23 protein-coding genes and 1 other annotated feature are annotated in these 23,335 nt (G+C 49.8%); of the genes, 18 read left to right on the top strand and 5 right to left on the bottom strand.

The genetic code is table 11. The annotated features are described in order from the left end of the window. Window positions 1-21: 21 nt before the first annotated feature. The 4 genes from VP504_RS16910 to VP504_RS16895 form a co-directional block, all read right to left on the bottom strand. Window positions 22-1,122 carry a polyamine ABC transporter substrate-binding protein gene (locus tag VP504_RS16910; RefSeq protein ID WP_325892193.1) on the bottom strand — a complete coding sequence of 367 codons (1,101 nt, stop codon included), beginning with the start codon at window positions 1,120-1,122 and terminating at the stop codon, window positions 22-24. A 155-nt stretch (window positions 1,123-1,277) separates the two neighbouring features. Then, window positions 1,278-2,666, bottom strand: a complete 1,389-nt coding sequence (locus VP504_RS16905) for an aspartate aminotransferase family protein (protein WP_325892191.1) — start codon at window positions 2,664-2,666, stop codon at window positions 1,278-1,280. A 95-nt stretch (window positions 2,667-2,761) separates the two neighbouring features. After that, the gene (locus VP504_RS16900; protein WP_062705021.1) at window positions 2,762-4,108 is read right to left on the bottom strand and encodes a glutamine synthetase family protein; all 1,347 of its coding nucleotides are present in this window, start codon (window positions 4,106-4,108) and stop codon (window positions 2,762-2,764) included. Continuing rightward, window positions 4,095-4,874 (bottom strand): gamma-glutamyl-gamma-aminobutyrate hydrolase family protein, encoded by a 780-nt coding sequence (locus VP504_RS16895; protein WP_325892189.1) that lies wholly within the window; start codon window positions 4,872-4,874, stop codon window positions 4,095-4,097. Before VP504_RS16895 ends, VP504_RS16900 begins: the two co-directional genes overlap by 14 nt. A gap of 313 nt (window positions 4,875-5,187) precedes the next feature. On the opposite strand from VP504_RS16895, the gene VP504_RS16890 reads away from it, so the two are divergent. The 18 genes from VP504_RS16890 to arsJ all read left to right on the top strand — a co-directional run bounded on the left by VP504_RS16890 (window position 5,188) and on the right by arsJ (window position 22,502). Continuing rightward, complete coding sequence (locus VP504_RS16890) at window positions 5,188-6,597, top strand: glutamine synthetase family protein (protein ID WP_325892188.1); 1,410 nt, start codon at window positions 5,188-5,190, stop codon at window positions 6,595-6,597. Window positions 6,598-6,712: 115 nt separating this feature from the next. Further along, window positions 6,713-7,189 carry a YchJ family metal-binding protein gene (locus VP504_RS16885; protein WP_062705014.1) on the top strand — a complete coding sequence of 159 codons (477 nt, stop codon included), beginning with the start codon at window positions 6,713-6,715 and terminating at the stop codon, window positions 7,187-7,189. 62 nt (window positions 7,190-7,251) lie between these two features. Beyond that, window positions 7,252-7,437, top strand: coding sequence for a hypothetical protein (locus VP504_RS16880; RefSeq protein ID WP_325892187.1), 186 nt, complete (start codon window positions 7,252-7,254; stop codon window positions 7,435-7,437). Window positions 7,438-7,716: 279 nt separating this feature from the next. After that, window positions 7,717-7,856: a sequence feature (His leader region), on the top strand. A gap of 77 nt (window positions 7,857-7,933) precedes the next feature. Continuing rightward, a complete protein-coding gene (hisG, locus tag VP504_RS16875) occupies window positions 7,934-8,830 on the top strand; it encodes an ATP phosphoribosyltransferase (RefSeq protein WP_325892186.1) in 897 nt (298 codons plus the stop codon). A 3-nt stretch (window positions 8,831-8,833) separates the two neighbouring features. Continuing rightward, window positions 8,834-10,129 (top strand): histidinol dehydrogenase, encoded by a 1,296-nt coding sequence (gene hisD / locus VP504_RS16870; protein WP_325892185.1) that lies wholly within the window; start codon window positions 8,834-8,836, stop codon window positions 10,127-10,129. A 19-nt stretch (window positions 10,130-10,148) separates the two neighbouring features. After that, a complete protein-coding gene (hisC, locus tag VP504_RS16865; RefSeq protein WP_156168218.1) occupies window positions 10,149-11,189 on the top strand; it encodes a histidinol-phosphate transaminase in 1,041 nt (346 codons plus the stop codon). A gap of 24 nt (window positions 11,190-11,213) precedes the next feature. Continuing rightward, entirely contained in the window at window positions 11,214-12,281 is a 1,068-nt protein-coding gene (gene hisB / locus VP504_RS16860) for a bifunctional histidinol-phosphatase/imidazoleglycerol-phosphate dehydratase HisB (RefSeq protein ID WP_046305804.1), read from the top strand. Further along, a complete protein-coding gene (gene hisH, locus VP504_RS16855; protein WP_062662602.1) occupies window positions 12,281-12,883 on the top strand; it encodes an imidazole glycerol phosphate synthase subunit HisH in 603 nt (200 codons plus the stop codon). Before hisB ends, hisH begins: the two co-directional genes overlap by 1 nt. A gap of 6 nt (window positions 12,884-12,889) precedes the next feature. After that, window positions 12,890-13,627: a 1-(5-phosphoribosyl)-5-[(5-phosphoribosylamino)methylideneamino]imidazole-4-carboxamide isomerase gene (gene hisA / locus VP504_RS16850; RefSeq protein ID WP_062705008.1), complete on the top strand. Its 738-nt coding sequence runs from the start codon at window positions 12,890-12,892 to the stop codon at window positions 13,625-13,627. Continuing rightward, complete coding sequence (hisF, locus tag VP504_RS16845) at window positions 13,609-14,382, top strand: imidazole glycerol phosphate synthase subunit HisF (RefSeq protein WP_046305799.1); 774 nt, start codon at window positions 13,609-13,611, stop codon at window positions 14,380-14,382. Before hisA ends, hisF begins: the two co-directional genes overlap by 19 nt. Beyond that, window positions 14,379-15,011: a bifunctional phosphoribosyl-AMP cyclohydrolase/phosphoribosyl-ATP diphosphatase HisIE gene (gene hisIE, locus VP504_RS16840; RefSeq protein ID WP_325892184.1), complete on the top strand. Its 633-nt coding sequence runs from the start codon at window positions 14,379-14,381 to the stop codon at window positions 15,009-15,011. Before hisF ends, hisIE begins: the two co-directional genes overlap by 4 nt. Window positions 15,012-15,231: 220 nt before the next feature. Beyond that, window positions 15,232-16,380, top strand: a complete 1,149-nt coding sequence (gene pseC / locus VP504_RS16835; protein WP_325892183.1) for a UDP-4-amino-4,6-dideoxy-N-acetyl-beta-L-altrosamine transaminase — start codon at window positions 15,232-15,234, stop codon at window positions 16,378-16,380. A 7-nt stretch (window positions 16,381-16,387) separates the two neighbouring features. Continuing rightward, the gene (pseF, locus tag VP504_RS16830; RefSeq protein ID WP_325892181.1) at window positions 16,388-17,089 is read left to right on the top strand and encodes a pseudaminic acid cytidylyltransferase; all 702 of its coding nucleotides are present in this window, start codon (window positions 16,388-16,390) and stop codon (window positions 17,087-17,089) included. After that, complete coding sequence (pseG, locus tag VP504_RS16825) at window positions 17,086-18,672, top strand: UDP-2,4-diacetamido-2,4,6-trideoxy-beta-L-altropyranose hydrolase (RefSeq protein ID WP_325892180.1); 1,587 nt, start codon at window positions 17,086-17,088, stop codon at window positions 18,670-18,672. Before pseF ends, pseG begins: the two co-directional genes overlap by 4 nt. Next, window positions 18,669-19,721, top strand: coding sequence for a pseudaminic acid synthase (gene pseI / locus VP504_RS16820; RefSeq protein WP_325892178.1), 1,053 nt, complete (start codon window positions 18,669-18,671; stop codon window positions 19,719-19,721). The genes pseG and pseI overlap by 4 nt, the downstream gene beginning before the upstream one ends. Before the next feature lie 144 nt (window positions 19,722-19,865). Next, complete coding sequence (locus VP504_RS16815) at window positions 19,866-20,207, top strand: metalloregulator ArsR/SmtB family transcription factor (RefSeq protein WP_325892177.1); 342 nt, start codon at window positions 19,866-19,868, stop codon at window positions 20,205-20,207. Window positions 20,208-20,219: 12 nt separating this feature from the next. Further along, window positions 20,220-21,221 (top strand): ArsJ-associated glyceraldehyde-3-phosphate dehydrogenase, encoded by a 1,002-nt coding sequence (locus VP504_RS16810; RefSeq protein WP_325892176.1) that lies wholly within the window; start codon window positions 20,220-20,222, stop codon window positions 21,219-21,221. 54 nt (window positions 21,222-21,275) lie between these two features. After that, a complete protein-coding gene (arsJ, locus tag VP504_RS16805) occupies window positions 21,276-22,502 on the top strand; it encodes an organoarsenical effux MFS transporter ArsJ (RefSeq protein ID WP_325892175.1) in 1,227 nt (408 codons plus the stop codon). 123 nt (window positions 22,503-22,625) lie between these two features. On the opposite strand, the gene VP504_RS16800 is transcribed toward arsJ, so the two are convergent. Next, entirely contained in the window at window positions 22,626-23,261 is a 636-nt protein-coding gene (locus VP504_RS16800; RefSeq protein ID WP_325892173.1) for an alternative oxidase, read from the bottom strand. Between the last annotated feature and the right edge of the window lie 74 nt (window positions 23,262-23,335).

Here is a 23,335-nt window from a genome sequence, read left to right as displayed (position 1 = left end):
CTCAGCTCCCTCTCTAAGCCATTACTGGCCTGTTTTCATGCGTGTCCAGGTACGGTTGGATGTGCGGCTGATTTTCAGCGGAAGCACTTCAGAGACAAAGAGCTTGTTCATCACTTCCTGAGGCGGATAAATAGAAGGGTTATTTAGAACTTCTGGGTCAACCAACTTGTTTGAGGCTGGATTTGGGTTCGCATAGGCTACGTAATCAGTGATTGGCGCAATAACCTCGGGACGCATGATGTAGTTCATAAAGGCATGGGCATTTTTGGCATTTTTCGCATCAGCCGGAATCGCCATCATGTCGAACCAAAGCTGCGCACCTTTGCTTGGAATCGAGTAGTCAATCACCTGGCCATTGCCTGCTTCTTCTGCACGATAAGCCGCCTGGAAAATATCACCGGAGAAGCCGTAAGCCAAACAAATATCGCCGTTGGCTAAATCGGTGATGTAGCGGGATGAGTGGAAGTAGGTCACGTAAGGGCGGATTTTCGCCAGCGCTTTACCCGCTTCCTTGTAATCGCCTTTATTGGTGGAGTTAGGATCTTTACCAATATATTGCAGCACCTGAGGCATCACCTCGTCGGCAGAATCTACGACTGCAATACCACAATCCTGAAGTTTAGCTGCGTATTTAGCGTCCAGCAGTAAGTCCAGCTTGTTTTCTGGGATATCATCGCCCAAACGCTCTTTTACTTTATCGACGTTGTAGCCAATGCCATTAGTGCCCCACATGTAAGGGATTGCGTATTGGTTACCCGGATCTGCCATTTCAAGGCGCTTCATTAGCTTCTGGTCCAGATTGCCACTATTGGTCAAAAGACTCTTATCCAGAGGCTGGAAAGCACCCGCTTTGATTTGCTTGGCAAGGAAGTTATTCGACGGCACGACGAGATCGTAACCTGAGTTACCGGAAAGCAGCTTAGCTTCCAGCACATCGTTGCTGTCGTAAACGTCGTATGTGACCTTGATGCCCGTTTCTTTTTCGAAGTTTTCTATCGTGTCTTCCGCGATATAGTCACTCCAATTGTAGATTCGTAGGATTTCTTCAGCCTGCAGCCCGGTTGAAACCATCAATCCTGCCAATAGCACGGCAGAAACTTTGTTGCGGATTACCATCTTCATGTTTTCTCCTTTTGGCTCGATTCCCCTCGAGCGCGTTACTACATTCCAATGTCCAAACCAGAAAAGACCTTCTGATCTTTGGCTCTGGTTTTGATGGCTTGCCGGCACTTGGGTCTCTTGTTCTTAAGTGCCAGCAGAGTTCAATTCTTTGCGGGTTAGAGCAAACCCTTGTCTGTCAGTACCTGCTGCGTGAGATCCAATGCCAGCTTGGCCTTATGGATAAGCTCATCCACCTCAGCTCGGGTGATAACTAATGGTGGGCTGATAATCATGGTGTCGCCACAGGCACGCATCACAAGGCCATTTTCCACGCTAATATCCCGGCAGATTCCACCGATGCCGACTTCCTCATCAAAACGTTGACGGGTTGCTTTGTCCTGAACTAGCTCAATCGCCGCCACTAAACCAACACCGCGTGCTTCACCGACCAGAGGGTGTTCAGCCAGCGTTTGCCACAGGGACTGCAGGTAAGGTCCAATATCTTCCTTCACATACTGAACCAGATTTTTCTCTTTCATCACCTTAAGGTTTTCCAGCGCCACTGCGGCTGCAACCGGGTGACCGGAATAGGTGTAACCGTGGTTAAAGTCTCCGCCTTTCTCTTCGAATGCATTGGCAATGCGGTCGCTGACAATCACACCACCCATGGGGATGTAACCGGAAGTCATGCCTTTCGCAATCGGCATAAAGTCGGGCTTGATATCAAAAGTCTGGCTACCGAACCATTCACCGGTTCGGCCAAATCCACATATCACCTCGTCCGCAATCATTAGGATGTCGTACTTCGCAAGAATACGATTAATTTCCGGCCAATAAGTCGAGGGCGGAATGACAACACCACCAGCGCCTTGAATAGGCTCAGCGATAAAAGCGGCAACCTTGTCTTCACCGATTTCCAGAATCGCTTTTTCGAGCTCTTGCGCCGCTTTCACGCCAAATTCTTCAGGCGTCAGGTCGCCCCCTTCACCAAACCAATAGGGCTGTGGAATATGGTGAATGCCCGGGATAGGAAGGCCACCCTGCTTGTGCATCGCTTTCATGCCCCCAAGGCTTGCACCCGCGACAGTAGAGCCGTGATAACCATTGTGACGGCCAATGATAGTGAATTTTTCAGGCTGGCCTTTCAGTGTCCAATAGTGTCGAACCATGCGCAGTACAGTGTCATTGGATTCAGAGCCTGACCCAGTAAAGAACACCTGGTTCATGTGATCCGGTGCGAGCTCTGCAATCTCTTTAGCCAACTCAACCACAGGTGGGTGGGCACATTGGAAGAAACTGTTGTAGTAAGGGAGCTCTAGCATTTGGCGGTGAGCTGCATCTGCAAGACGCTTTTCGCCATAACCAATATTGGTACACCAAAGCCCTGCCATACCATCAAGAATACGGTTGCCATCGCTGTCCCAGATATACACGCCCTGAGCGCGAACTATCATACGCGCTCCTTTTTCCCTCAACGTTTTATGATCGCTGAATGGATGAAGATAATGAGCGTTATCCAATGCTTGTAGCGTTTGGGTATCTGGGTGTTGTACGACGTGTGTCATTCTGACCTCCACATCCTTGAAGTTTGAAATACTGGCAACCTTTTTGGTTGTCTCCCTTGTAAAACAATGAGTAATCGAATCAGATGGGATTCACATTAAACAGTCAATAACAGGAACTCCCGCTCCCATGAGCTGATGACTCGCTTGAAGTTTTCCTGCTCTTTGCGCTTCACTGCGATATACCCACGGGCAAAGGACTCACCAAGGTATTCAGCTACCTCATCGCAGTTTTCCATCATCTCAAGCGCTGCTTCGAGTGTGTAAGGCAGTACCGGGCTCCGGATTTCATAACCACGCCCCTGTGCCGGAGGCGTAGGTTTTAGGTCTCGAACCATACCGATGTAACCGCACAACAGACTTGCAGCAATAGCAAGATAGCTGTTGGCATCTGCACCAGGCAGGCGGTTTTCAACTCGACGCGACTGTGGTGAACAGCTCGGCACACGAAGACCGCAGGTACGGTTTTCTTCACCCCACTCCACATTTACCGGTGCTGAGGTGTCTGGCAGGAATCGGCGGAACGAATTCACGTTCGGGGCGAACATAGGCAGCATTTCAGGTATGAACTGCTGAAGGCCGGCAATGTGGCCATAAAAGAGTGAAGAGCTGGTGCCATCTTCATTGGTAAACACATTCTTGCCCGTTTTGGCATCAACAATGCTCTGATGCAGATGCATTGCACTGCCCGGTTCGTCAGTAATAGGCTTAGACATGAAGGTCGCCACCACTTGATGCTTAAGCGCGGCTTCACGCAGAGTGCGTTTAAAGAGGAACACCTGATCCGCAAGAACCAAAGGGTCACCATGACGGAAATTGATTTCCATCTGAGCAACACCTTCTTCATGGATCAAGGTATCGATGACGAGTCCCTGTGTTTCACACCATTCATACATATCCTCAAACAGCGGATCGAACTCGTTCGCCGCATCGATAGAGAAGGACTGACGCCCTGTTTCCATGCGACCGGAACGGCCAATCGGCGGCTCGAGGGGTAAATCAGGGTCTTCGCAGCGTGCTGTCAGATAGAACTCCATCTCCGGTGCGACAACGGGTTTCCAGTTTTTCTCTTCATAGAGCTTCAGTACCTTTTTCAACACGTTGCGTGGTGTCAGCTCAATAGGATTCCCCATCTTGTCGAAGGTGTCATGAATGATTTGCGCAGTTTTCTCGACTGTCCATGGCAGGAGGTAGAGGGCGTCTTCATCCGGCTTACAGATAAAATCGATATCTGCTTCATCAAGCAGCGCGTAGTAGATATCATCATCTACATAGTCACCCGTCACAGTTTGCAACAAAACACTCTCTGGAAGGCGCATTTCGCCTTCATTAATGAACTTATCGACTGGCGCAATCTTCCCACGCGCAATGCCTGACAAGTCGCTGACAACGCACTCAACTTCCGTAATCTCGTTTTCTTTCAACCACTTCTTAAGCTTGTCCATATTCTTTCTCACGCTGATTCGCCCTTATTCGGCAGGCTTCCCCAAACATATCGAAGATAGCTGAATAAAAAGGATTATTCGTGACCTTCCACTCAGGATGCCACTGAACACCTAAGGCGAAATTTTTTGCATCGATGACAGAGACAGCCTCTATCAGTCCGTCCGGGGCGTACGCTTCTGGTCGCAGTCCTTTGCCTAGTCTGTCGATGCCCTGGGTATGGACAGAGTTCACGTCAGCAGAGGTGCGACCCCAAGCCTCGTAGAGAAGCCCCCCAGGTTCGATGTTAATGGTGTGAGAAATGCCGTATTGGATATCAACGGAAGCCATTTTGTCTTCGCGGTGTTCGATGTATCCGCCCACCTCATGAAGTTTTTGATGCAGAGTGCCGCCCATGACGACATTGAGTTCCTGAAAACCACGGCATATAGCAAGTACAGGAACCCCAAACTCTATGGCTAAAGCAAGCATTGGCAAGGTGGTTGCATCGCGTGCTGGGTCGTGATCAGTACCTGCTTCGCTAGGTGCCCCCTGGTAATGATGAGGTTCGATATTGGATGGAGAGCCAGTGAACAGAATGCCATCTAATGACGCCAGCAGACGTTTCATCGGCAAGTCCTGTCCTAACGCAGGAATGACCAGAGGGCAAGCGCCCATGGCATCCGACACGCTTCTGACGTACTTGTCACCAACAATATGGAAGGGATGCAGACCAAGCTGAGAGGTACATCCTGTCACGCCAATCATTGGGATAGTTGAATACTCCATATCTTCCTCTGCATTTCTAGCCGAATCTCAAAGCAAATCACTACCTACTATCAGTATGCTATGCGTTCGTTTTTTTTCACGCTACACGTTAAAAATAAATTACGCAAGTGACACAAGCAACAAAAACGATCTATTTATTTATCATTTTATCAACATCGATAACCTTATGTTCTTTCGAAGCTTATCGTATTGATTTGCAGTAAGAACAGAGGTTTTGTGAAGTGAAACGTTGTTGACATAATCAAGGCTTTACTATTCACTCAGAACTACATAACGAGGTGATTGATATAATTTACACTCAGGTAGGTGTTTCATGCGATATCAAACAGACAGGGAAATGTTTGTACCCGAAGATGCAAAGTTACCGGATTCTAACGAGGCCATTGAATTCCTTGCGAAGAATCCAGATATCGAGTTTGTCGATTTGCTCTTACTCGACATGAATGGCATCGTGCGCGGCAAGCGCGTAGAGAAGGATAAACTTCAAAAAGCCTACGAACAGGGGATTGCTCTGCCAATTTCTATTTATGGAATGAATATTAAAGGCACGCCTGTTGAAGAAACTGGGCTCGGGCTCGAAATTGGCGAATCTGACGCCATTTGCTATCCCGTGGCAGGCTCACTTACCCGACAGCCTTGGCAAAAGCGCCCTATCGCCCAGTTAATGTTGGAAATGTACGAAGACAAGGAAACACCACTCTTCGCTGACCCGCGGATGATTTTACGCCGTATCGTCCGTCAGTTTAAAGCCCGTGGTCTGACACCCGTTTCGGCATACGAGCTCGAATTCTACCTAATTGACAGTAAGACACCCGGCAGCGCTCCTCTTCCTCCTGTATCGCCGATCACTGGCAAGCGGCCTGAAAACACCCAGGTTTATTCACTCGATGAACTGGATGAATACGCAGAGCTTCTTACTCAAATCATCGAAGCCGCCCGAGAACAAGGTTTACCGGCAGATACTATTGTCGCGGAATCTGCACCCGGCCAATTTGAAATTAACCTTAAGCACACGGATGACGCCCTCGCTGCCTGTGATCATTCCATCTTACTCAAGCGTGTTATTAAGCAAGTCGCGCACGACAACGATCTCGATACCACCTTTATGGCCAAGCCCTATGCAGATCAGGCAGGCAATGGCATGCACCTTCATATCAGTCTTCTGGATGATGATGGCAACAATGTGTTCGAGCCTCAAGAAGAAGGTGACATGACCGACACGCTGCGCCACGCGCTGGGTGGTATGTTGGAACTTATGCCGCAATACCTCGCAATTATGTGTCCCAACATCAACTCATACCGCCGCTTTGCCCCAGATTTTTATGTGCCGAACGCGGCAACCTGGGGCATCGAAAACCGTACCACGGCCCTTCGTATTCCGGGGGATGTGCCGGCTGCGACGCGCATCGAACACCGTGTAGCAGGAACAGATGCCAACCCATACCTGATGATGGCAGCTTTGCTGGCATCCATCATGTATGGCCTCGACAACAAAATCGAACCTTCCGAACCTGTGGTCGGTAATGCTTACGACTTGGATAACAAGCCACTGCCTACCAACCTTCGCGATGCCTTACGTGAACTCTCAGCTTCTGAAGCCATGCGACAGTTCCTTGGTACGGACTTTGTAGACGTGTTCGTCACCTGCAAAGAAAAAGAGCTTGAAGAGTTTGAGCAGCACGTTACTGCGCTCGAATACGATTGGTACTTGCACGCCTTCTGATTTCTCGCCTTTCCCCAGACCGTTTTTATCGCGGTCTGGGTCGGCACTTCACCTTGACTCACTTCACACTCACTTGGACAATACCGCCGTTATTTATTCAACGCGGTTTCTAGCTATGACAACAGCGCTTTGCCCTTGTGGCAGCCAAAAACCTTACAGCGAATGTTGTGAGCCAATTCATCAAAATCACGCCAATGCCGACCATCCAGAAAAGCTGATGCGTTCTCGCTACTCAGCACACGTAAAGGGGCTGGTTGATTATGTGGTGAAAACCTATCATCCCTCTTGTGGCGCGGAGCAACATCGTGACGCCATTGCAGATTCGGTTAACAGCGAATGGTTGATGCTGGAAGTGCTATCAAGCTCAGTTGATCCGGGTGGAAAACAAGGTTTCATTGAATTCAAAGCCCATTACAAAGACGCTGATAAACAATATTGCCTGCACGAGAAATCTCGTTTCGTCACCGAAGTAAAGGATGGCGAGACACTTTGGTATTACATCGACGGTGAATACCCGAAGGCTGAGAAAGTCGGGCGTAATGACCCATGCCCATGCGGTAGCGGAAAAAAACACAAGAAGTGCTGCGGTTAAAAAACTATCAAGCCTTTTGGCTCTAAGCCGATATAAGGGGGGAACAATCAAGGAGCAGTAATATGACTGGGTTCCCCAATATCTCCGACTATTCGCCCCAAAAAGTGAATAATGTCGTTAAACAGGAAAAAACTAAACAGCAGCAGCAAAAGCCTGCACGTCAAAAACAGCATGACGAAAAGCAGGAAAATGATCATGCGGAGGACGAGAACAAGAAAAGTGACGGATTGTTAGATATTTACGTGTAACACCATCGTAATAGCACCTCTTATCCAGTAAGAAACTAAAGAGCCTTATCTCCGGTATTTTTAATAATTGATGCAACAAAGTTTCTCGGTTGTACTCCACCCTTATCATTCATTACTTCTTCTTTTTTGAACGTTTAGTATTTAGCCAGTACTGAATTCTCTAAACACGCAAATTTCTTGTTGCAATATTTAAAGAGTTTGTTAGTGTTGATGCCAAGCAAACGTTAAGTCGTTACAGCATTTAGAGAACAAAAATATGCAAAAATCGCTCATGACCATTCATCACCATCATCATCCTGACTAGTCTTTCGGGAGATGTGGTTTCGACTGGAAGACAAGGAGTAAGGTTCTTCCACCGGTCATCAAAGCGAACACAAGATTCAGACCCCCGGAAGCGAACCTTCCGGGGGTTTTTACTTTTAGGATTCAAAAAATTGCGATGACACTTCAAGGAAACGGGAAGTCGTCATTGCGAAAAAGATACAGGGAATAGATCATGCAAACAGAACGTCTAAGAATTGCCATTCAGAAAAAAGGCCGCCTTGCGAAAGAGTGTCACGAACTGCTCAAGCGATGCGGTGTGAAAATTAACTTTTCCGGCGACCGTCTGATCGTTCACGCCGAGAATATGCCAATCGATTTGCTGCTAGTACGTGACGACGATATCCCAGGCCTCATCATGGATGGTGTGGTTGACTTAGGTGTTATCGGCGAAAACGAACTCGAAGAAGTGCGTTTAGAGCGCGTTGCACTGGGCGAGCCAAACGAGTACGTGAAGCTTCGTCGTCTCGACTTTGGTGGCTGCCGCCTGTCTGTGGCTATCGATAAAGACAAAACTTACAACGGCCCACAGGATCTAGCTGGCAAGCGTATTGCCACGACTTATCCAAATATCCTCAAAGATTATCTCGACAAACAAGACGTTAAATTCAGCACTTGTATGTTGAACGGCTCTGTTGAAGTCGCGCCGCGCGCTGGTCTTGCGGATGCTATCTGTGACCTGGTGTCTACAGGTGCAACGCTTGAAGCCAACGGCCTAAAAGAAGCAGAAGTTATCTTCCGCTCTAAAGCGGTACTTATTCAGCGCATAGGTGAGTTCGATGCAGACAAAACTGCACTAATTGAACGCCTGCTGACCCGTATCAAAGGCGTTATCCAAGCTAAAGAATCAAAATACATCATGCTTCACGCGCCAAGCGAGACCTTGGAGCAAGTCGTTGAATTGCTGCCAGGCGCAGAAGACCCAACTATTTTGCCTCTTGCACACGACAAACAACGTGTCGCTGTTCACTTGGTCAGTACCGAGAACCTGTTTTGGGAAACCATGGAAAAACTGAAGGCCTTGGGTGCGAGCTCCATTCTGGTGCTGCCAATCGAGAAGATGATGGAGTAAGCCATGAAAACAGTGGTTTGGAAATCCCTCAGTGATACACAGCAGGCGAAAGCGCTTGAGCGCCCTGCTATCTCTGAAAGTGCATCAATCACTGAAGCCGTTGAAGGCGTGATCAAACAAGTCCGTACTGGCGGTGATGCTGCGCTGAAAGCACTGACAGAGAAATTCGATAAAGTGGTACCTGAGAATATTCAGGTTTCACAAAGCGAAATCGATGCGGCGGAAGCTCGTCTGGGTGAGGAAATCAAAACAGCACTCAAACAGGCTTACGACAACATCGCCTGCTTCCACAAAGCGCAAAAAGCAGAGCCACTGACGGTAGAAACTATGCCGGGTGTGGTATGTGAGCTGATGACCCGCCCGATCAACCGCGTTGGTCTTTACATTCCGGGTGGCAGTGCGCCGCTGCCATCAACCGTATTGATGTTGGGTGTGCCTTCACAAATTGCAGGTTGTCGTAAAGTGGTGCTTTGTTCTCCACCACCAATCGCCGATGAAATTCTTTACGTTGCCAAGCTTTGTGGCATCGATGAAGTCTACAACCTCGGTGGCGCACAGGCTGTTGCAGCCATGGCTTACGGCACTGAAACAGTGAGCAAGGTTGATAAGATTTTTGGTCCGGGTAACGCCTTCGTGACCGAAGCTAAGCGTCAGGTCAGCAATGATCACCAAGGTGCAGCGATTGATATGCCGGCTGGCCCTTCTGAAGTGTTGGTGATTGCAGATGAAGATGCTGATGCGGATTTCGTTGCTGCAGATTTGCTGAGTCAGGCTGAACATGGCCCAGATTCTCAGGTTGTGCTTGTCACACCGTCGCCAGTGCTGGCAGAGAAAGTGGCTGACGCTGTCAAAGCACAGCTAAAAGCACTGAGCCGCGCTGACATCGCAAGCCAGGCACTGGGTTCTAGCATCATCATCATTGCAGACAGCCTGACCCAGTGTGTTGCGATTTCAAACAACTACGGCCCTGAGCACTTGATTGTTCAGACCAAGAACCCACGTGAATTGCTGCCACTGCTGGATAATGCAGGCTCGATTTTCCTGGGTGCATGGTCGCCGGAATCTGTTGGCGATTACGCATCTGGCACCAACCACGTACTGCCAACTTACGGCTATACGCGCACCTACTCAAGCCTTGGCCTTGCCGATTTCAGCAAGCGCATGACAGTGCAAGAGTTGTCATCTGATGGCTTGCAAGCATTGGCCCCGACAGTCGTTGCGATGGCTAACGCTGAAGGTCTGGATGCGCACAGAAACGCCGTGACCCTTCGTGTTGAAAAGCTCAATAACAAAAAATAACAAAGGGGAAGCAATGGATATTGAAAAATTAGCCCGTAAGGACGTTCAAGCACTGACCCCTTACATGTCCGCCCGCCGATTGGGCGGCTCTGGTGATGTTTGGCTGAATGCTAACGAATCACCATTTAACAACGAATACACCATCAACGGCGCTGGCCTAAACCGCTACAGCACCTGTCAGCCTGAAGAACTGATCCGTGCTTACGCAGACTACGCAGGTGTTCGCCCAGAGCAGGTCCTGACCTCTCGTGGCGCAGATGAAAGCATCGAACTACTGATCCGTACTTTCTGTGAAACCGGTGAAGACAGCATTCTGTTCTGCCCACCAACTTACGGCATGTATGCCATCAGCGCAGAAACAACCGGTGTTGCGCGCAAAACAGTGCCGCTGACCGATGAATGGCAATTAAACCTGCCGGAAATCGAAAAGAATCTTGATAGCGTCAAACTGGTGTTTGTGTGTAGCCCAAACAACCCGACCGGTAACCTGATTAACCGCGACGATATTGAAACACTGCTGGAAATGACGGCTGGCCGCGCGCTGGTAGTCATGGACGAAGCCTACATCGACTTCTGTCCAGAAGCCTCAACCGTTGACTTACTGGTACGCTACCCGAACCTGGCGATTCTTCGTACGCTGTCAAAAGCCTTCGCTTTAGCGGGCTTGCGTTGTGGCTTCACGCTGGCGAATCAGCAGATCATTCAATTGATGACCAAAGTGATTGCGCCATATCCGGTGCCAGTGCCTGTTACTGAAATCGCGGTACAGGCGTTAAGCGAAGCAGGCCTTGCCCGCATGAAGTATCAAGTGCTGGACTTGAATGCCAACCGTGCCTATCTGCAGGCGGGTCTTGCGATGCTGCCGGGCGTGGAAGTGTTCGATGGCTATGGCAACTATCTGCTGGTGAAATTCCCAGACGCTGACCTTCTGTTCTCAGCCCTTTGGGACAACGGCATTATCTTGCGCCGTTCGCCAATTGAAGGATGCATCCGAATCAGCGTGGGCAACCGCGAAGAGTGTGAAAAGACCCTGACCTTTATCCGCCAGCAACTGGCATAAAGAGCGCAACAAAAGGAATTTGTAGTGAAAGAAAAAATCCTCTTTATCGACCGCGATGGCACGCTGATTGTTGAGCCACCTGTAGATTTTCAGGTCGACCGCCTCGACAAACTCAAGCTTGAGCCATTCGTGATCCCTGCCCTGCTGGCGCTGCAAGACGCTGGCTATAAGCTGGTGATGGTGACCAACCAGGATGGTCTGGGCACTGACAGCTACCCACAGGAAGATTTCGACGCCCCACACAACATGATGATGGAGATTTTCGAATCTCAGGGCGTGAAATTTGCTGACGTTTTGATTTGCCCGCACTTCGACCACGAAGATTGTAGCTGCCGCAAGCCAAAGCTTGGTTTGGTTAAAGATTACCTCCAGCAAGGCCGTGTGGATTTCAAAACTTCTGCCGTGATAGGCGACCGTCAGACCGACCTGCAGCTTGCTGAAAACATGGCAATCCGCGGTATTCAATACAACCCGGAAACCATGGGCTGGCAGCAAATTCTGAAGGATTTGACCACCAACCCTCGCGTGGCAACGGTTGTTCGCACCACCAAAGAGACGGATATCCGTATCACGGTGAACCTCGATGAAACTGGCGGTAATAAGATCAGCACTGGCCTTGGTTTCTTCGACCACATGCTGGATCAAATCGCGACCCACGGTGGCTTCCGTATGGAAGTGGCGGTTGATGGCGACCTACACATCGACGATCACCACACAGTAGAAGACACGGCGCTCGCGCTGGGTCAGGCGCTGAAAGAAGCGCTGGGTGACAAACGCGGTATCGGTCGTTTCGGTTTCAGTCTGCCAATGGATGAGTGTCTTGCGCAATGTGCTCTGGATTTGTCTGGCCGTCCTTACCTCAAGTTCGAAGCGACCTTCTCTCAGGACAAGGTTGGCGACCTCTCTACAGAAATGGTCGAGCACTTCTTCCGCTCACTGACTGACACCATGGCCTGTACTCTGCACTTGTCATCAGACGGCGACAATACACACCACATCGTGGAAAGCCTGTTTAAAGCCTATGGCCGCACTTTGCGTCAGGCGATTCGCGTAGAAGGTAACGAGCTGCCAAGCAGCAAAGGGGTGCTGTAATGAGCGATGCAAAGATTGTCATCATCGACACGGGTTGTGCGAACGTCAGCTCTGTGCGTTTTGCGATTGAGCGCCTCGGTTACGATGTCACGATCAGCCGCGACCCAGATGTCGTGCTGGCAGCAGACAAACTCTTTCTTCCGGGTGTCGGCACCGCGTCCGAGGCGATGAAAAACCTGGAAGAGCGCGACCTGATTTCGCTGGTACGCGAAGTAAAACAGCCTCTTCTCGGCATTTGCCTTGGTATGCAGCTTCTGGGTAAATCCTCACAGGAAGGCAAAGAGCAGGTGAACTGCCTAGGCCACGTTGATGCCGACACCAGCTTGATGGAAACCGGCGAGTTGCCACTTCCCCACATGGGTTGGAACACGGTCACCCCAGTGAACAATCACCCGCTGTTTAAAGACATTCCAGAAAACAGCTACTTCTATTTTGTTCACAGCTACGCCATGCCAGTCGGTGATTACACCATTGGTCAATGCGACTACGGCAAGCCGTTTACCGCAGCAGTGCAAAGTGGCAACTATTACGGTGTGCAATTCCACCCTGAGCGCTCAAGCAAAGCTGGTGCGCAACTGATTAAGAACTTTTTGGAGATGTAATTAAGGATGATTATTCCCGCTTTGGATTTAATCGATGGGCAGGTCGTCCGTCTCTATCAGGGTGACTACGGACAAGTTACCGAATACAAAGTTGACCCAAGCGAACAGTTCGCGATTTACCACAACGCAGGCGCAAACTGGCTGCACTTGGTAGACCTGACCGGAGCAAAAGATACCTCTGCCCGTCAGCTGCCATTGATTGAAAAACTGATTGCCAGCACACCAGCCAACATCCAAATTGGCGGTGGCGTGCGCAAAGAAAGCGACGTGGTAGAGCTGCTACGTGCCGGCGCAAAACGTGTCGTCATCGGTTCAACCGCTGTTAAGCAACCTGAACTGGTTAAAGGCTGGATGGAAAAATACGGCGCAGAGCAAATCGTGCTGGCGCTGGACATCAACATTGATGACAACGGCAACCGTATGGTCGCGGTTTCCGGCTGGCAGGAAGATTCTGGCGTGACCATCGAAGCGCTGCTGGACGATTTCCTGACGGTTGGTCTCAAGCACGTGCTGTGTACTGACATCTCTCGTGACGGCACCTTGGCAGGTTCCAACGTCGATCTATACAAAGACTTGTGTGCAGCGTACCCACAGGTTCAGTTCCAGTCTTCCGGCGGTATCGGCTCACTGGCTGACCTCGAAGCGCTGAAAGGCACAGGCGTCGCAGGCGTTATCGTCGGCCGAGCCTTGCTGGACGGCAAGTTCACTGCAGAGGAGGCATTCGCATGCTGGCAAGAAGGATAATCCCATGTCTTGATGTTCGCGATGGTCAGGTGGTGAAAGGCGTTCAGTTCCGTAACCACGAAATCATCGGCGATATCGTCCCGCTGGCCGCGCGTTACGCGGCAGAAGGCGCAGACGAACTGGTGTTTTACGATATCACCGCATCCAGTGATGGCCGTGTGGTTGACAAAAGCTGGGTCGCGCGTGTGGCAGAAGTCATCGACATTCCATTTTGTGTCGCTGGCGGCATTAAAACCGCAGAGGACGCCAAACGCATTCTGGAATTCGGTGCAGATAAAATCTCCATCAACTCACCTGCGTTGGCTAATCCAGAGCTCATTACCGAGCTTGCGGAGAAATTCGGCGTGCAATGTATCGTGGTCGGTATCGATTCCTACTACGACAAAGACACAGGCAAGTATCAGGTTTATCAGTTCACGGGTGACGAAACCCGCACCAAAGCGACCCAATGGGAAACCCGCGACTGGGTGCAGGAAGTGCAAAAGCGTGGTGCTGGTGAAATCGTGCTGAACATGATGAACCAAGATGGCGTGCGCAACGGCTACGACCTTGAGCAATTAAACATGGTCCGCGAAGTGTGTCACGTTCCACTGATTGCTTCGGGCGGCGCAGGTGAAATGGTGCACTTTGCCGAAGCCTACAAAAAAGCGAATGTTGACGGTGCATTGGCAGCGTCTGTATTCCACAAGCAGATCATCAACATTGGTGAACTGAAACAATACTTAAAACAACAAGACGTGGAGATCCGCTTATGAGCCAGACACAATCAAACGCGGCGCTCGCTGAAAGCATCGACTGGGAAAAAGTCGACGGCTTGGTACCAGCCATTGTCCAAAACTCGCAGAGCGGACAGGTTCTGATGATGGGTTACATGAATCAGGACGCGCTGGCAAAAACGCTCGATACCGAGCAAGTGACCTTTTTCTCACGCACCAAGGAGCGTCTTTGGACCAAAGGCGAAACCTCCGGTAACGTGCTGCGTCTCAAACACATTGCTGTGGACTGCGACAAAGACACCCTGCTGGTGCAAGCCGACCCAATCGGCCCAACCTGTCACCTTGGCACCGAAACCTGCTGGGGAGAAGACGACGCAAACAAACCTGCTCTGGTGTTTCTTCATCAACTGGAGCAGGTGCTGGCTTCCCGTCGAGGATCCGCTCCTTCAACGTCTTATACGGCGTCCTTGTATGCCAAGGGCACCAAGCGCATTTCGCAGAAAGTGGGCGAAGAAGGCGTCGAAGTCGCGCTTGCAGCGACGTCGGGCGATAAGGAGGAGCTGATCAACGAGTCTGCAGACCTGATGTACCACTTGATGGTGCTGCTGCAAGACCAAGGCTTCTCGCTCGAAGATGTAGCAAATAAGCTGAAGGAACGTCACAAGTAAGCATCTCAGCTAATCACAATAAAAGGCAATTTCGAAAGAGATTGTCTTTTTTTTCGTTTGATCACCTACCCATCACTTTTATAAAAACAACACATTCCAAATCAGTTAGAATTGCAATCATCTATTTTCCTACAAATTCATCTTTTATTTTCTTAGTCAAAAATTTGTCGGCATGAAATTTGCTGAAAAGTTGGATGTTATAGCGTAAGCCTGAGACACAATGAATAGCTACAGTAAGCAATCTATTGAGCAAAGTGATATTGAAGCGGTTTTATCAGCAATCAATTCTGAATTCATCACTCAGGGTCCTAGAGTCAGAGAATTCGAACAAGCTACAGCAAATAAAGTGGGGGCTGAGTTCGCCATCGCACTTAACAGTGCGACTTCCGCGCTGCATATTGCTTGCCTGGCGCTGGAGCTTGGCAAAAGTCAGCGTTTATGGACCTCTCCCAACACCTTTGTGGCCTCAGCAAACTGTGGTTTGTATTGTGGTGCAGATGTCGACTTCGTCGATATCGACCCAGGGACATACAACCTTTGCCCAAAGCGTTTAGCTGAAAAACTGGAACACGCAAAGCTGACACACACTCTGCCGCATATAGTGGTCGTGGTACATATGTGCGGCCAAAGCTGCGATATGGAAGCTATCCATCAGCTATCAAAGCAGTATGGTTTCCGCATCATCGAAGACGCCTCTCATGCCATTGGCGGCAAATATCTGGATAAGTATGTTGGTAACTGCCAATACAGCGATATCACCGTTTTCAGCTTTCACCCGGTAAAAATCATCACCACCGCAGAAGGTGGTATGGCACTGACCAACAATCCAGCGCTCGCCAAAGCGATGGAGAATCTTCGCAGCCACGGTGTTACCCGGGATATGGAAGCTTTGGTCGACAGCAACCAAGGCGCTTGGTACTACGAGCAGCAGTCACTGGGTTTCAATTACCGCATGACGGATCTTCAAGCCGCGCTGGGAACTTCTCAGCTGGCGAGACTGGATGCTTTTGTAGAACGCCGACAAGCACTTGCAGATCGCTACACTGAAAAGCTGTTGGCACTGCCACTGACCACACCAACATTACTTCCCGCCAGTAAATCGGCATGGCATTTGTATGTCATCCAGTTAGCGGAACCAGATTGCCGCCGCCGCGTGTTTGATGAACTTCGCGCGAAAGGCATCGGTGTACACGTGCATTACATTCCGGTTCACACCCAACCGTATTACCGCGAATTGGGATTTGAGTGGGGACAATTCCCTGCTGCAGAAAATTATTATCAAGCTGCGCTCAGCCTGCCTCTTTACTTTGATATGACGGAAGATGAGCAGGACACAGTGATTAAGGCTCTGGCTGACGCGCTGCGCTGAGGACGAAATGAAAGTCTGTATTATTCCTGCCCGTGGCGGCAGCAAACGTATTCCGGGAAAAAACCTCAAAACCTTCATTGGCAAGCCAATCATTGCCTACGCCATTGATGTTGCCAAAAAGTCTGGCCTGTTTGACCGCATCATTGTCTCGACAGACAGCGAGGATATTGCCGGTGTCGCCAAAGAACATGGCGCAGAGGTGCCTTTCCTTCGTCCTGCAGATATCGCGAATGACCATGCGACAACGTTGGACGTGATCAAACATGCCATCGAATGGCTTCAGGAGAACGATACCCGTCCATTGGGCTCGGTCTGCTGTCTTTATGCCACCGTGCCGTTTACCCGCGCCAAGGATTTGGAAGAAGGTCTGGAACTGCTGGAAAAAGAACAGACCCAATACACGTTCGCCGCCACACGCTTTTCATTCCCCATTCAGCGCAGTATCCGAATGAATGGCGAAGGCAATGTGGAAATGTTCTGGCCTGAGAATTTCTCCACCCGATCACAGGATTTAGAGACCGCTTATCACGATGCGGGGATGTTTTACTGGGGCAAGCCGGACGCTTTCCTTTCCGGAAAACCGATTTTCGCACCACATTCCAAAGCCGTTCAGATCCCTCATTTCCGGGTTCAGGATATCGATGAGCCCGACGATTGGATCCGCGCTGAAATGCTCTATCAAATTCTTGAACAGCGGGGAGAGCTATGAAGGTTGCCATTCGCGCCGATGCCTCCAGCCAGATTGGTACCGGACATATCATGCGCTGTCTGGTATTGGCAAAAAAGCTGATTGAGCGCGGCCATGAGGTTGTGCTTCTGAGCCGCCCTCTGACGGGCAACCTTATCGATTACAGCAAAGCTGAGGGTGTCGAGGTGATTTCCCTGAAAACCATTCAGGAAACCTTCTTACCCGATGCCGACGATTACAAACACTGGCTCGGCGTGACACAGGAAGCTGATGCGAACGAATGTTTGGCAGCACTGAAAGGGTTTCAGCCTGACTGGATTGCCATGGATCATTATGCGCTCGACCGTGAGTGGCAAGACTTGATGCGTACATCGGGTGCCAAAATCTTTACCATTGATGATCTGGCTAACCGCGAACACAAGTGTGATGTGCTCTTAGACCACAACCCGTGGCCGGATTTTGAAAACCGCTATCATCAGGTTGTGTCAAAGGAATGCACTCAACTTCTGGGACCCAAATTTGGCCTGCTGCGCCCACGCTTTTCCGAGCTTCGCCAGCAACCTCCAGCGCTGAAGAATGTCGTACTGGCTTTTTTCAGTGGCACAGACCCAAGTGGCGAATGCATTAAGCTTTTGAACGCCAGCAGACACTTTGATTCACTCCCTTTCCGGCTGCATGTCGTGCACGGGCTGGCGAACCCAAGGAAAGACGACATTGCGTCGCTGCCTTTACCGGAATTCGTGACGCTTTCTGACAACCTGCCCGACTACGAAGCTGAGCTTGCCGCCTGCCGTTATGCCTTTGGCGGTGCCGGTGTCAGCGCGATTGAACGCGCGAGTCTCGGTGTGCCGGGAACCCTCGTTTCCGTGGCAGAAAACCAACGCCAAATGGCCGAACACCTTGGTGCCAGCGGCCTGTATCGTTACCTTGGTGTCAGCGATAAAACCACCGAGCACGATTACGCCAATGAGCTGAAATGGCTGGCAGAACATTGGAAGACTTTGCCTTATCGCTTGGAAAAATCAGATATCGATGGCAATGGTGCACAGCGTGTAGTCGAAGTCATGGAAAGATTGTGTCCGCCAGAAACGAATAATCAGATGATATTCCGCCCCATGACGACCGAAGATTTACCCATGGTTCGAGGTTGGCGAAATGACCCTGGCGTTCGCGAGATGATGTTCACCCAACATGAGATCAGTGCTGAGGAGCATGAGCGCTGGTTTGCCAAAGCTTCAACTGACGCCACGAAACAGATTTTTATTGCGCACGCTGAGGGAACGCCGGTTGGCATGGTCTCTTTCACCGAGATTGAAAGACAATCAAACACCGCAGAATGGGGGTTTTATAAATCCCCTGAAGCGCCCTCAGGCACTGGCTTTACGCTGTTATTTGAAGCATTGCACCTTGGCTTTGATAAGTTGGGGCTTGAAGGTATTCGCAGCCGGGTGCTTTGCAGCAATCCAAAAGTCCTTTACCTTCACCACAAGCTTGGCTTTTCAAAGGAAAAGGACACGCAAACTCTAATTACAGCAGAGGGAGACAAAGACTATTTTGCTTTCTTCCTTTCACGTGAATACTGGAACGGTAACACAGCATCATGACCCCGTTTATTACCATCGATGGCCGTAAAATTGGCCCAGACCACAAGCCTTACATCATCGCTGAAATGTCAGCGAACCATAACGGCTCCATCGAACGTGCTTTCCAGACCATTGAAATGGCCAAACGCGCTGGCGCTGATGCGATTAAGATGCAGAGCTATACCGCTGACACCATCACCCTTAATTGCGATTCTGACGAATTCCAAATCAAAGGCGGGCTCTGGGATGGTCGCACTCTTTATGACCTTTACCAAGAAGCCCACACGCCCTTTGAATGGCACAAGCCGCTGTTTGATAAAGCGCGGGACGTGGGCATTACACTGTTCAGCACGCCGTTTGATTTTACAGCAGTAGACTTGCTGGAAGATCTCAATGCACCTGCCTACAAGATAGCGTCGTTTGAAGCAGTCGATTTACCGCTGATCCGTTATGTGGCGCAAACCGGAAAACCGATGATCATCTCCACAGGCATGGCTAACGGTGATGAGATTGCCGAAGCGGTAGCGACTGCCCGTGACAATGGTTGTGAGCAACTGGTACTTCTTCATTGCATAAGCGCCTACCCTGCTCCAGCTTCCCAAAGCCATCTGCGTACCATTCCCGATCTCGCAGAAAAGTTCGGTGTGATAGGCGGTCTGTCTGACCACACATTGGGTACCACAGTCTCTGTTGCTGCTGTTGCGCTCGGCGCGTCCGTGATTGAAAAACACGTCACTCTGAGCCGCAATGACTCGGGCCCAGACTCTACCTTTTCTCTGGAGCCTAATGAACTGGCATCACTCTGTCGGGATACAGAAACCGCTTGGCAGGCATTGGGACGAGCGGGTTATCAGTTAAAAGACGCCGAAAAAGGTAACGTGCAATTCCGCCGTTCGCTCTATGTTGCCCAAGACATCAAGAAAGGTGAAACCCTTAATCCAGACAACGTGAGAAGCGTTCGTCCAGGGTTTGGTTTAGCGCCTAAGCACTATGATGCAGTCATGGGACGAATCGCACTCTCTGATATTCCCGCGGGCACGGCCCTTAGTTGGGAACTCATTTCCAAATAGCTCCCATCGAAACAACAGAGTTTTTAAGACTCTGTTGTTTCGTTCTTGCTCCAAGTATGAAGCTTTGATGACATTTCCTCCTTTCTGATTGACTCTCATTATGATGAATTTAATATACGCACATCCATATATGAGGATGTGAGCATGTTGCCCCATCAGTTTTTTAAATTGCTCTCCGACGAAACCCGAGTTCGTTGTTTATTGGTTATCGCTCGCGAGCAAAAAGTCTGTGTCGCAGAGCTAACGACTGCGCTCAGTGAAAGCCAACCCAAGGTGTCTCGTCACCTTGCGTTGCTTCGTTCAAGCGGCGTGATTTTGGATACCCGCCAGGGTCAATGGGTGTTTTACCGCTTGTCTGACCAACTTCCCGGTTGGATGCGCAAACAAATTCAGGGGCTGGTCGATTCGAACTGCCTTAAACAAGAATACCAGCAAGATATCAAGCGCCTCTCGGAGATGAAATCTCGCCCAGAGTGCTGTGTTTAGAGGAAAATTGAGATGTCTATTAAAATAGGAATTAATGGTTTTGGCCGTATCGGCCGTCTGGCACTTCGCGCCGCATTCGACTGGCCTGAACTTGAGTTTGTCCAAATCAACGATGTCGCTGGCGATACAGCGACGCTGGCTCACCTCCTGGAGTTCGACTCTGTTCAGGGTCGCTGGCATCACGAAGTCACCACCGATGGCGATGCCATGCTGATCAATGGCAAAACCATCCGCACTACACAGCAAAAGAACATCAGTGATATCGATTGGTCTGGCTGTGACGTTGTTATCGAAGCAACGGGTGTACACCGTAAATCCGAGTTCCTGAATCAATATCTCGAGCAAGGCGTTAAACGCGTTGTTGTCTCTGCACCGGTGAAAGAAAACGGTATTGCCAACATTGTTGTAGGCATCAACGACAACATCTTCGACCCAGAAATCCACCGTATCGTGACTGCGGCATCGTGCACCACCAACTGTATCGCTCCTGTAGTGAAAGTGATTCACGATAAACTGGGTATCGAGCAATCTGCTTTCACGACGATTCACGATCTCACCAACACCCAAACCATTCTGGATGCACCGCACAAAGACCTTCGCCGTGCGCGCGCCTGTGGCATGAGTTTGATCCCAACCACCACAGGTTCCGCGAAAGCTATCGTTGAAATCTTCCCTGAGCTGGAAGGTAAAATTAACGGCCACGCAGTCCGTGTTCCGCTGGCGAATGCCTCTCTGACTGACATCATCTTCGATGTGAAGCGCGACACTACCGCAGAAGAAGTGAACGCTCTGCTGAAGGAAGCGTCTGAAGGCGAGCTGAAAGGCATTCTTGGCTTTGAAGAGCGCCCACTGGTGTCTATCGATTACAAAGGCGACCAGCGCTCTACTATCGTTGATGCACTCTCTACGATGGTGGTAGGAAAGCGCATGGTGAAAGTCTACGCCTGGTATGACAACGAAATGGGCTACGCTACGCGCACCGCAGAGTTGGTACGTAAAGTAGGTCTAGCGTAAACACAGAAGAAATATCAAGAGCTGCAAATGCAGCTCTTTTTTGGGCGGGTTGTTATGTTGTCTCAATTAAATTCCCACGTTCGCCAGTACATGCTGGTGACATTCAATTATTGGAATTTTACCATCACTGACGGTGCACTGCGCATGTTGGTGGTGCTTTATTTTTATGACCTGGGTTACTCCAGTCTGGAAATCGCTTCACTCTTTCTTTTCTATGAATTCTTTGGTGTGGTGACCAACCTGATTGGCGGCTGGCTCGGCGCAAGGTTGGGTCTTAACCGAACCATGAACATTGGTCTCGGCATGCAAATTGTCGCGCTCGCCATGCTGGCGGTACCGACAGCTTGGCTCAGTATTCCTTGGGTAATGGCAGCGCAAGCCATGTCCGGCATTGCCAAAGACCTCAATAAAATGAGCGCCAAGAGCTCAATCAAAACGCTGGTTCCTGAAGATGCACAGGGCGCACTCTACAAGTGGATTGCGATCCTTACTGGATCTAAGAACGCATTGAAAGGTGCTGGTTTCTTCCTGGGCGGTGCACTGCTCTCCTTGATTGGTTTCCAATCTGCGGTTGCTGCGATGGCGGGTGTCTTGCTGCTGGTATTTATCGGCAGCCTGCTGTTCCTGAAGTCGGATATCGGCAAAGCGAAAACCAAGCCTAAGTTCTCAGAGATATTCTCGAAATCCAGCAGTGTGAATATTCTGTCTGCTGCCCGTATGTTCTTGTTCGGTGCCCGTGATGTCTGGTTTGTGATTGCCCTTCCCATCTATCTCGGTACCACCTTTGGCTGGGACCACAGTGCCGTCGGTGCATTTCTGGCAACTTGGGTGATTGGCTATGGCTTTATTCAGGGAATTGCTCCGAAGATCACAGGCAAAGCTTCTGGTAAAACGCCGGATGGCAAAGCCGCAATTTATTGGGCAATGTTGCTTTCCGTCGTCACAGGGATCATCGCCGTCAGCGTGCAACAACAATGGCATCCTGAAACCGTTATCATTGTTGGCTTGATGGTGTTCGGTGCTGTTTTTGCTGTGAACTCGTCACTACACTCTTACCTGATTGTCAGTTATGCAAAAGGTGACGGCGTTTCGCTGGATGTTGGGTTCTATTACATGGCGAACGCAATGGGACGCTTGATTGGCACCATTCTCTCGGGGTGGGTATTCCAAGTCTGGGGATTCGCAGCGTGTCTCTGGGTGTCTTTCGCTTTCCTCGCAACAACCACAGTGATTTCGTTTTGGCTGCCGAATAGCAAGACTGTAGTTGCCATTGAGAAATAACTCTAGGAGCTAGCGCTTAGCGCATAAATCACAGAATCCGAGCGGCGAAATACACTCGGATTCTGACTGCTCTATTCATTTCTCAAAAAGGCCATTTTCGCTCAGCCCCGGTCACAGCTATCTCTATATCTGATGTGCCGGAAGCTCTTTTTGTTCATAGGCGTCAGCAAACCCATGGTTACGGTCACGATGTCCAGCCTCATCTTCACGGATACGCAAGACAACATCTCTCAGTTTCGCGTTTGATGGCAACTGATAGTAGTTGATCGCAAGTTCAGGGGCATCGACGTTCTCCACTTCTCCACTATCGATTTTCTCGAGGTATTCGGTATAACTTTTACAAGCCTCTTCCTCAAAGTAACCGACTACGCGATGAGCAATCTTAGAAGACAACAGATAAATCAAACTATAAACAAGAATAAATACACCCTGACCTAGCAACACTAAAATACGTTCAACCCAGCTTGGTTTTGCAATATCCAAAAAGATCATAAGGTGCATACGCTCATTCTCTGCTTCATCTAGCAGCTCTCGAATCCACCCTTCGTCATCTTTCATTCTGCGCAATGCTTTGAGGTGGTTAAACATCCCTGCCACCATGCCTGGTACTGCAGCGATGGTTTCAAGAATGACCGCCCGCTTCGCGTATTTCTTGCCATAGAAAATATTCAATACAAACTTAAGCATTTTGGTGATTTTCAGAGCGATGTGCTCGGATACCTTCGACGCTTTCTTGTGAGTTAAGTTGAAACCTGACATAAGAAACTCCTTTATTTATATTGATGCATTTAAATTACATCTTTAAATGTAAGAGCTCAACTATTTTTTATTTA

The sequence above is a fragment of the Grimontia sp. NTOU-MAR1 genome (assembly GCF_035758505.1).
In the GTDB taxonomy this organism is placed as follows: Bacteria; Pseudomonadota; Gammaproteobacteria; order Enterobacterales; family Vibrionaceae; genus Enterovibrio; species Enterovibrio marinus.
The sequence above is the reverse complement of the archived record's forward strand: the minus strand, read 5'-3'. Positions and strand labels throughout refer to the sequence as shown.

Coding starts and splice junctions, on each gene's coding strand:
- hisH (WP_062662602.1), top strand. CDS start 12,281: ATGAGCGATGCAAAGATTGTCATCATCGACACGGGTTGTGCGAACGTC.
- pseG (WP_325892180.1), top strand. CDS start 17,086: ATGAAGGTTGCCATTCGCGCCGATGCCTCCAGCCAGATTGGTACCGGA.
- VP504_RS16885 (WP_062705014.1), top strand. CDS start 6,713: ATGACAACAGCGCTTTGCCCTTGTGGCAGCCAAAAACCTTACAGCGAA.
- pseF (WP_325892181.1), top strand. CDS start 16,388: ATGAAAGTCTGTATTATTCCTGCCCGTGGCGGCAGCAAACGTATTCCG.
- hisG (WP_325892186.1), top strand. CDS start 7,934: ATGCAAACAGAACGTCTAAGAATTGCCATTCAGAAAAAAGGCCGCCTT.
- VP504_RS16895 (WP_325892189.1), bottom strand. CDS start 4,874: ATGGAGTATTCAACTATCCCAATGATTGGCGTGACAGGATGTACCTCT.
- VP504_RS16800 (WP_325892173.1), bottom strand. CDS start 23,261: ATGTCAGGTTTCAACTTAACTCACAAGAAAGCGTCGAAGGTATCCGAG.
- VP504_RS16905 (WP_325892191.1), bottom strand. CDS start 2,666: ATGACACACGTCGTACAACACCCAGATACCCAAACGCTACAAGCATTG.
- pseI (WP_325892178.1), top strand. CDS start 18,669: ATGACCCCGTTTATTACCATCGATGGCCGTAAAATTGGCCCAGACCAC.
- hisA (WP_062705008.1), top strand. CDS start 12,890: ATGATTATTCCCGCTTTGGATTTAATCGATGGGCAGGTCGTCCGTCTC.
- VP504_RS16810 (WP_325892176.1), top strand. CDS start 20,220: ATGTCTATTAAAATAGGAATTAATGGTTTTGGCCGTATCGGCCGTCTG.
- hisIE (WP_325892184.1), top strand. CDS start 14,379: ATGAGCCAGACACAATCAAACGCGGCGCTCGCTGAAAGCATCGACTGG.
- VP504_RS16890 (WP_325892188.1), top strand. CDS start 5,188: ATGCGATATCAAACAGACAGGGAAATGTTTGTACCCGAAGATGCAAAG.
- VP504_RS16900 (WP_062705021.1), bottom strand. CDS start 4,108: ATGGACAAGCTTAAGAAGTGGTTGAAAGAAAACGAGATTACGGAAGTT.
- pseC (WP_325892183.1), top strand. CDS start 15,232: ATGAATAGCTACAGTAAGCAATCTATTGAGCAAAGTGATATTGAAGCG.
- arsJ (WP_325892175.1), top strand. CDS start 21,276: ATGTTGTCTCAATTAAATTCCCACGTTCGCCAGTACATGCTGGTGACA.
- VP504_RS16910 (WP_325892193.1), bottom strand. CDS start 1,122: ATGAAGATGGTAATCCGCAACAAAGTTTCTGCCGTGCTATTGGCAGGA.
- VP504_RS16815 (WP_325892177.1), top strand. CDS start 19,866: ATGTTGCCCCATCAGTTTTTTAAATTGCTCTCCGACGAAACCCGAGTT.
- VP504_RS16880 (WP_325892187.1), top strand. CDS start 7,252: ATGACTGGGTTCCCCAATATCTCCGACTATTCGCCCCAAAAAGTGAAT.
- hisD (WP_325892185.1), top strand. CDS start 8,834: ATGAAAACAGTGGTTTGGAAATCCCTCAGTGATACACAGCAGGCGAAA.
- hisF (WP_046305799.1), top strand. CDS start 13,609: ATGCTGGCAAGAAGGATAATCCCATGTCTTGATGTTCGCGATGGTCAG.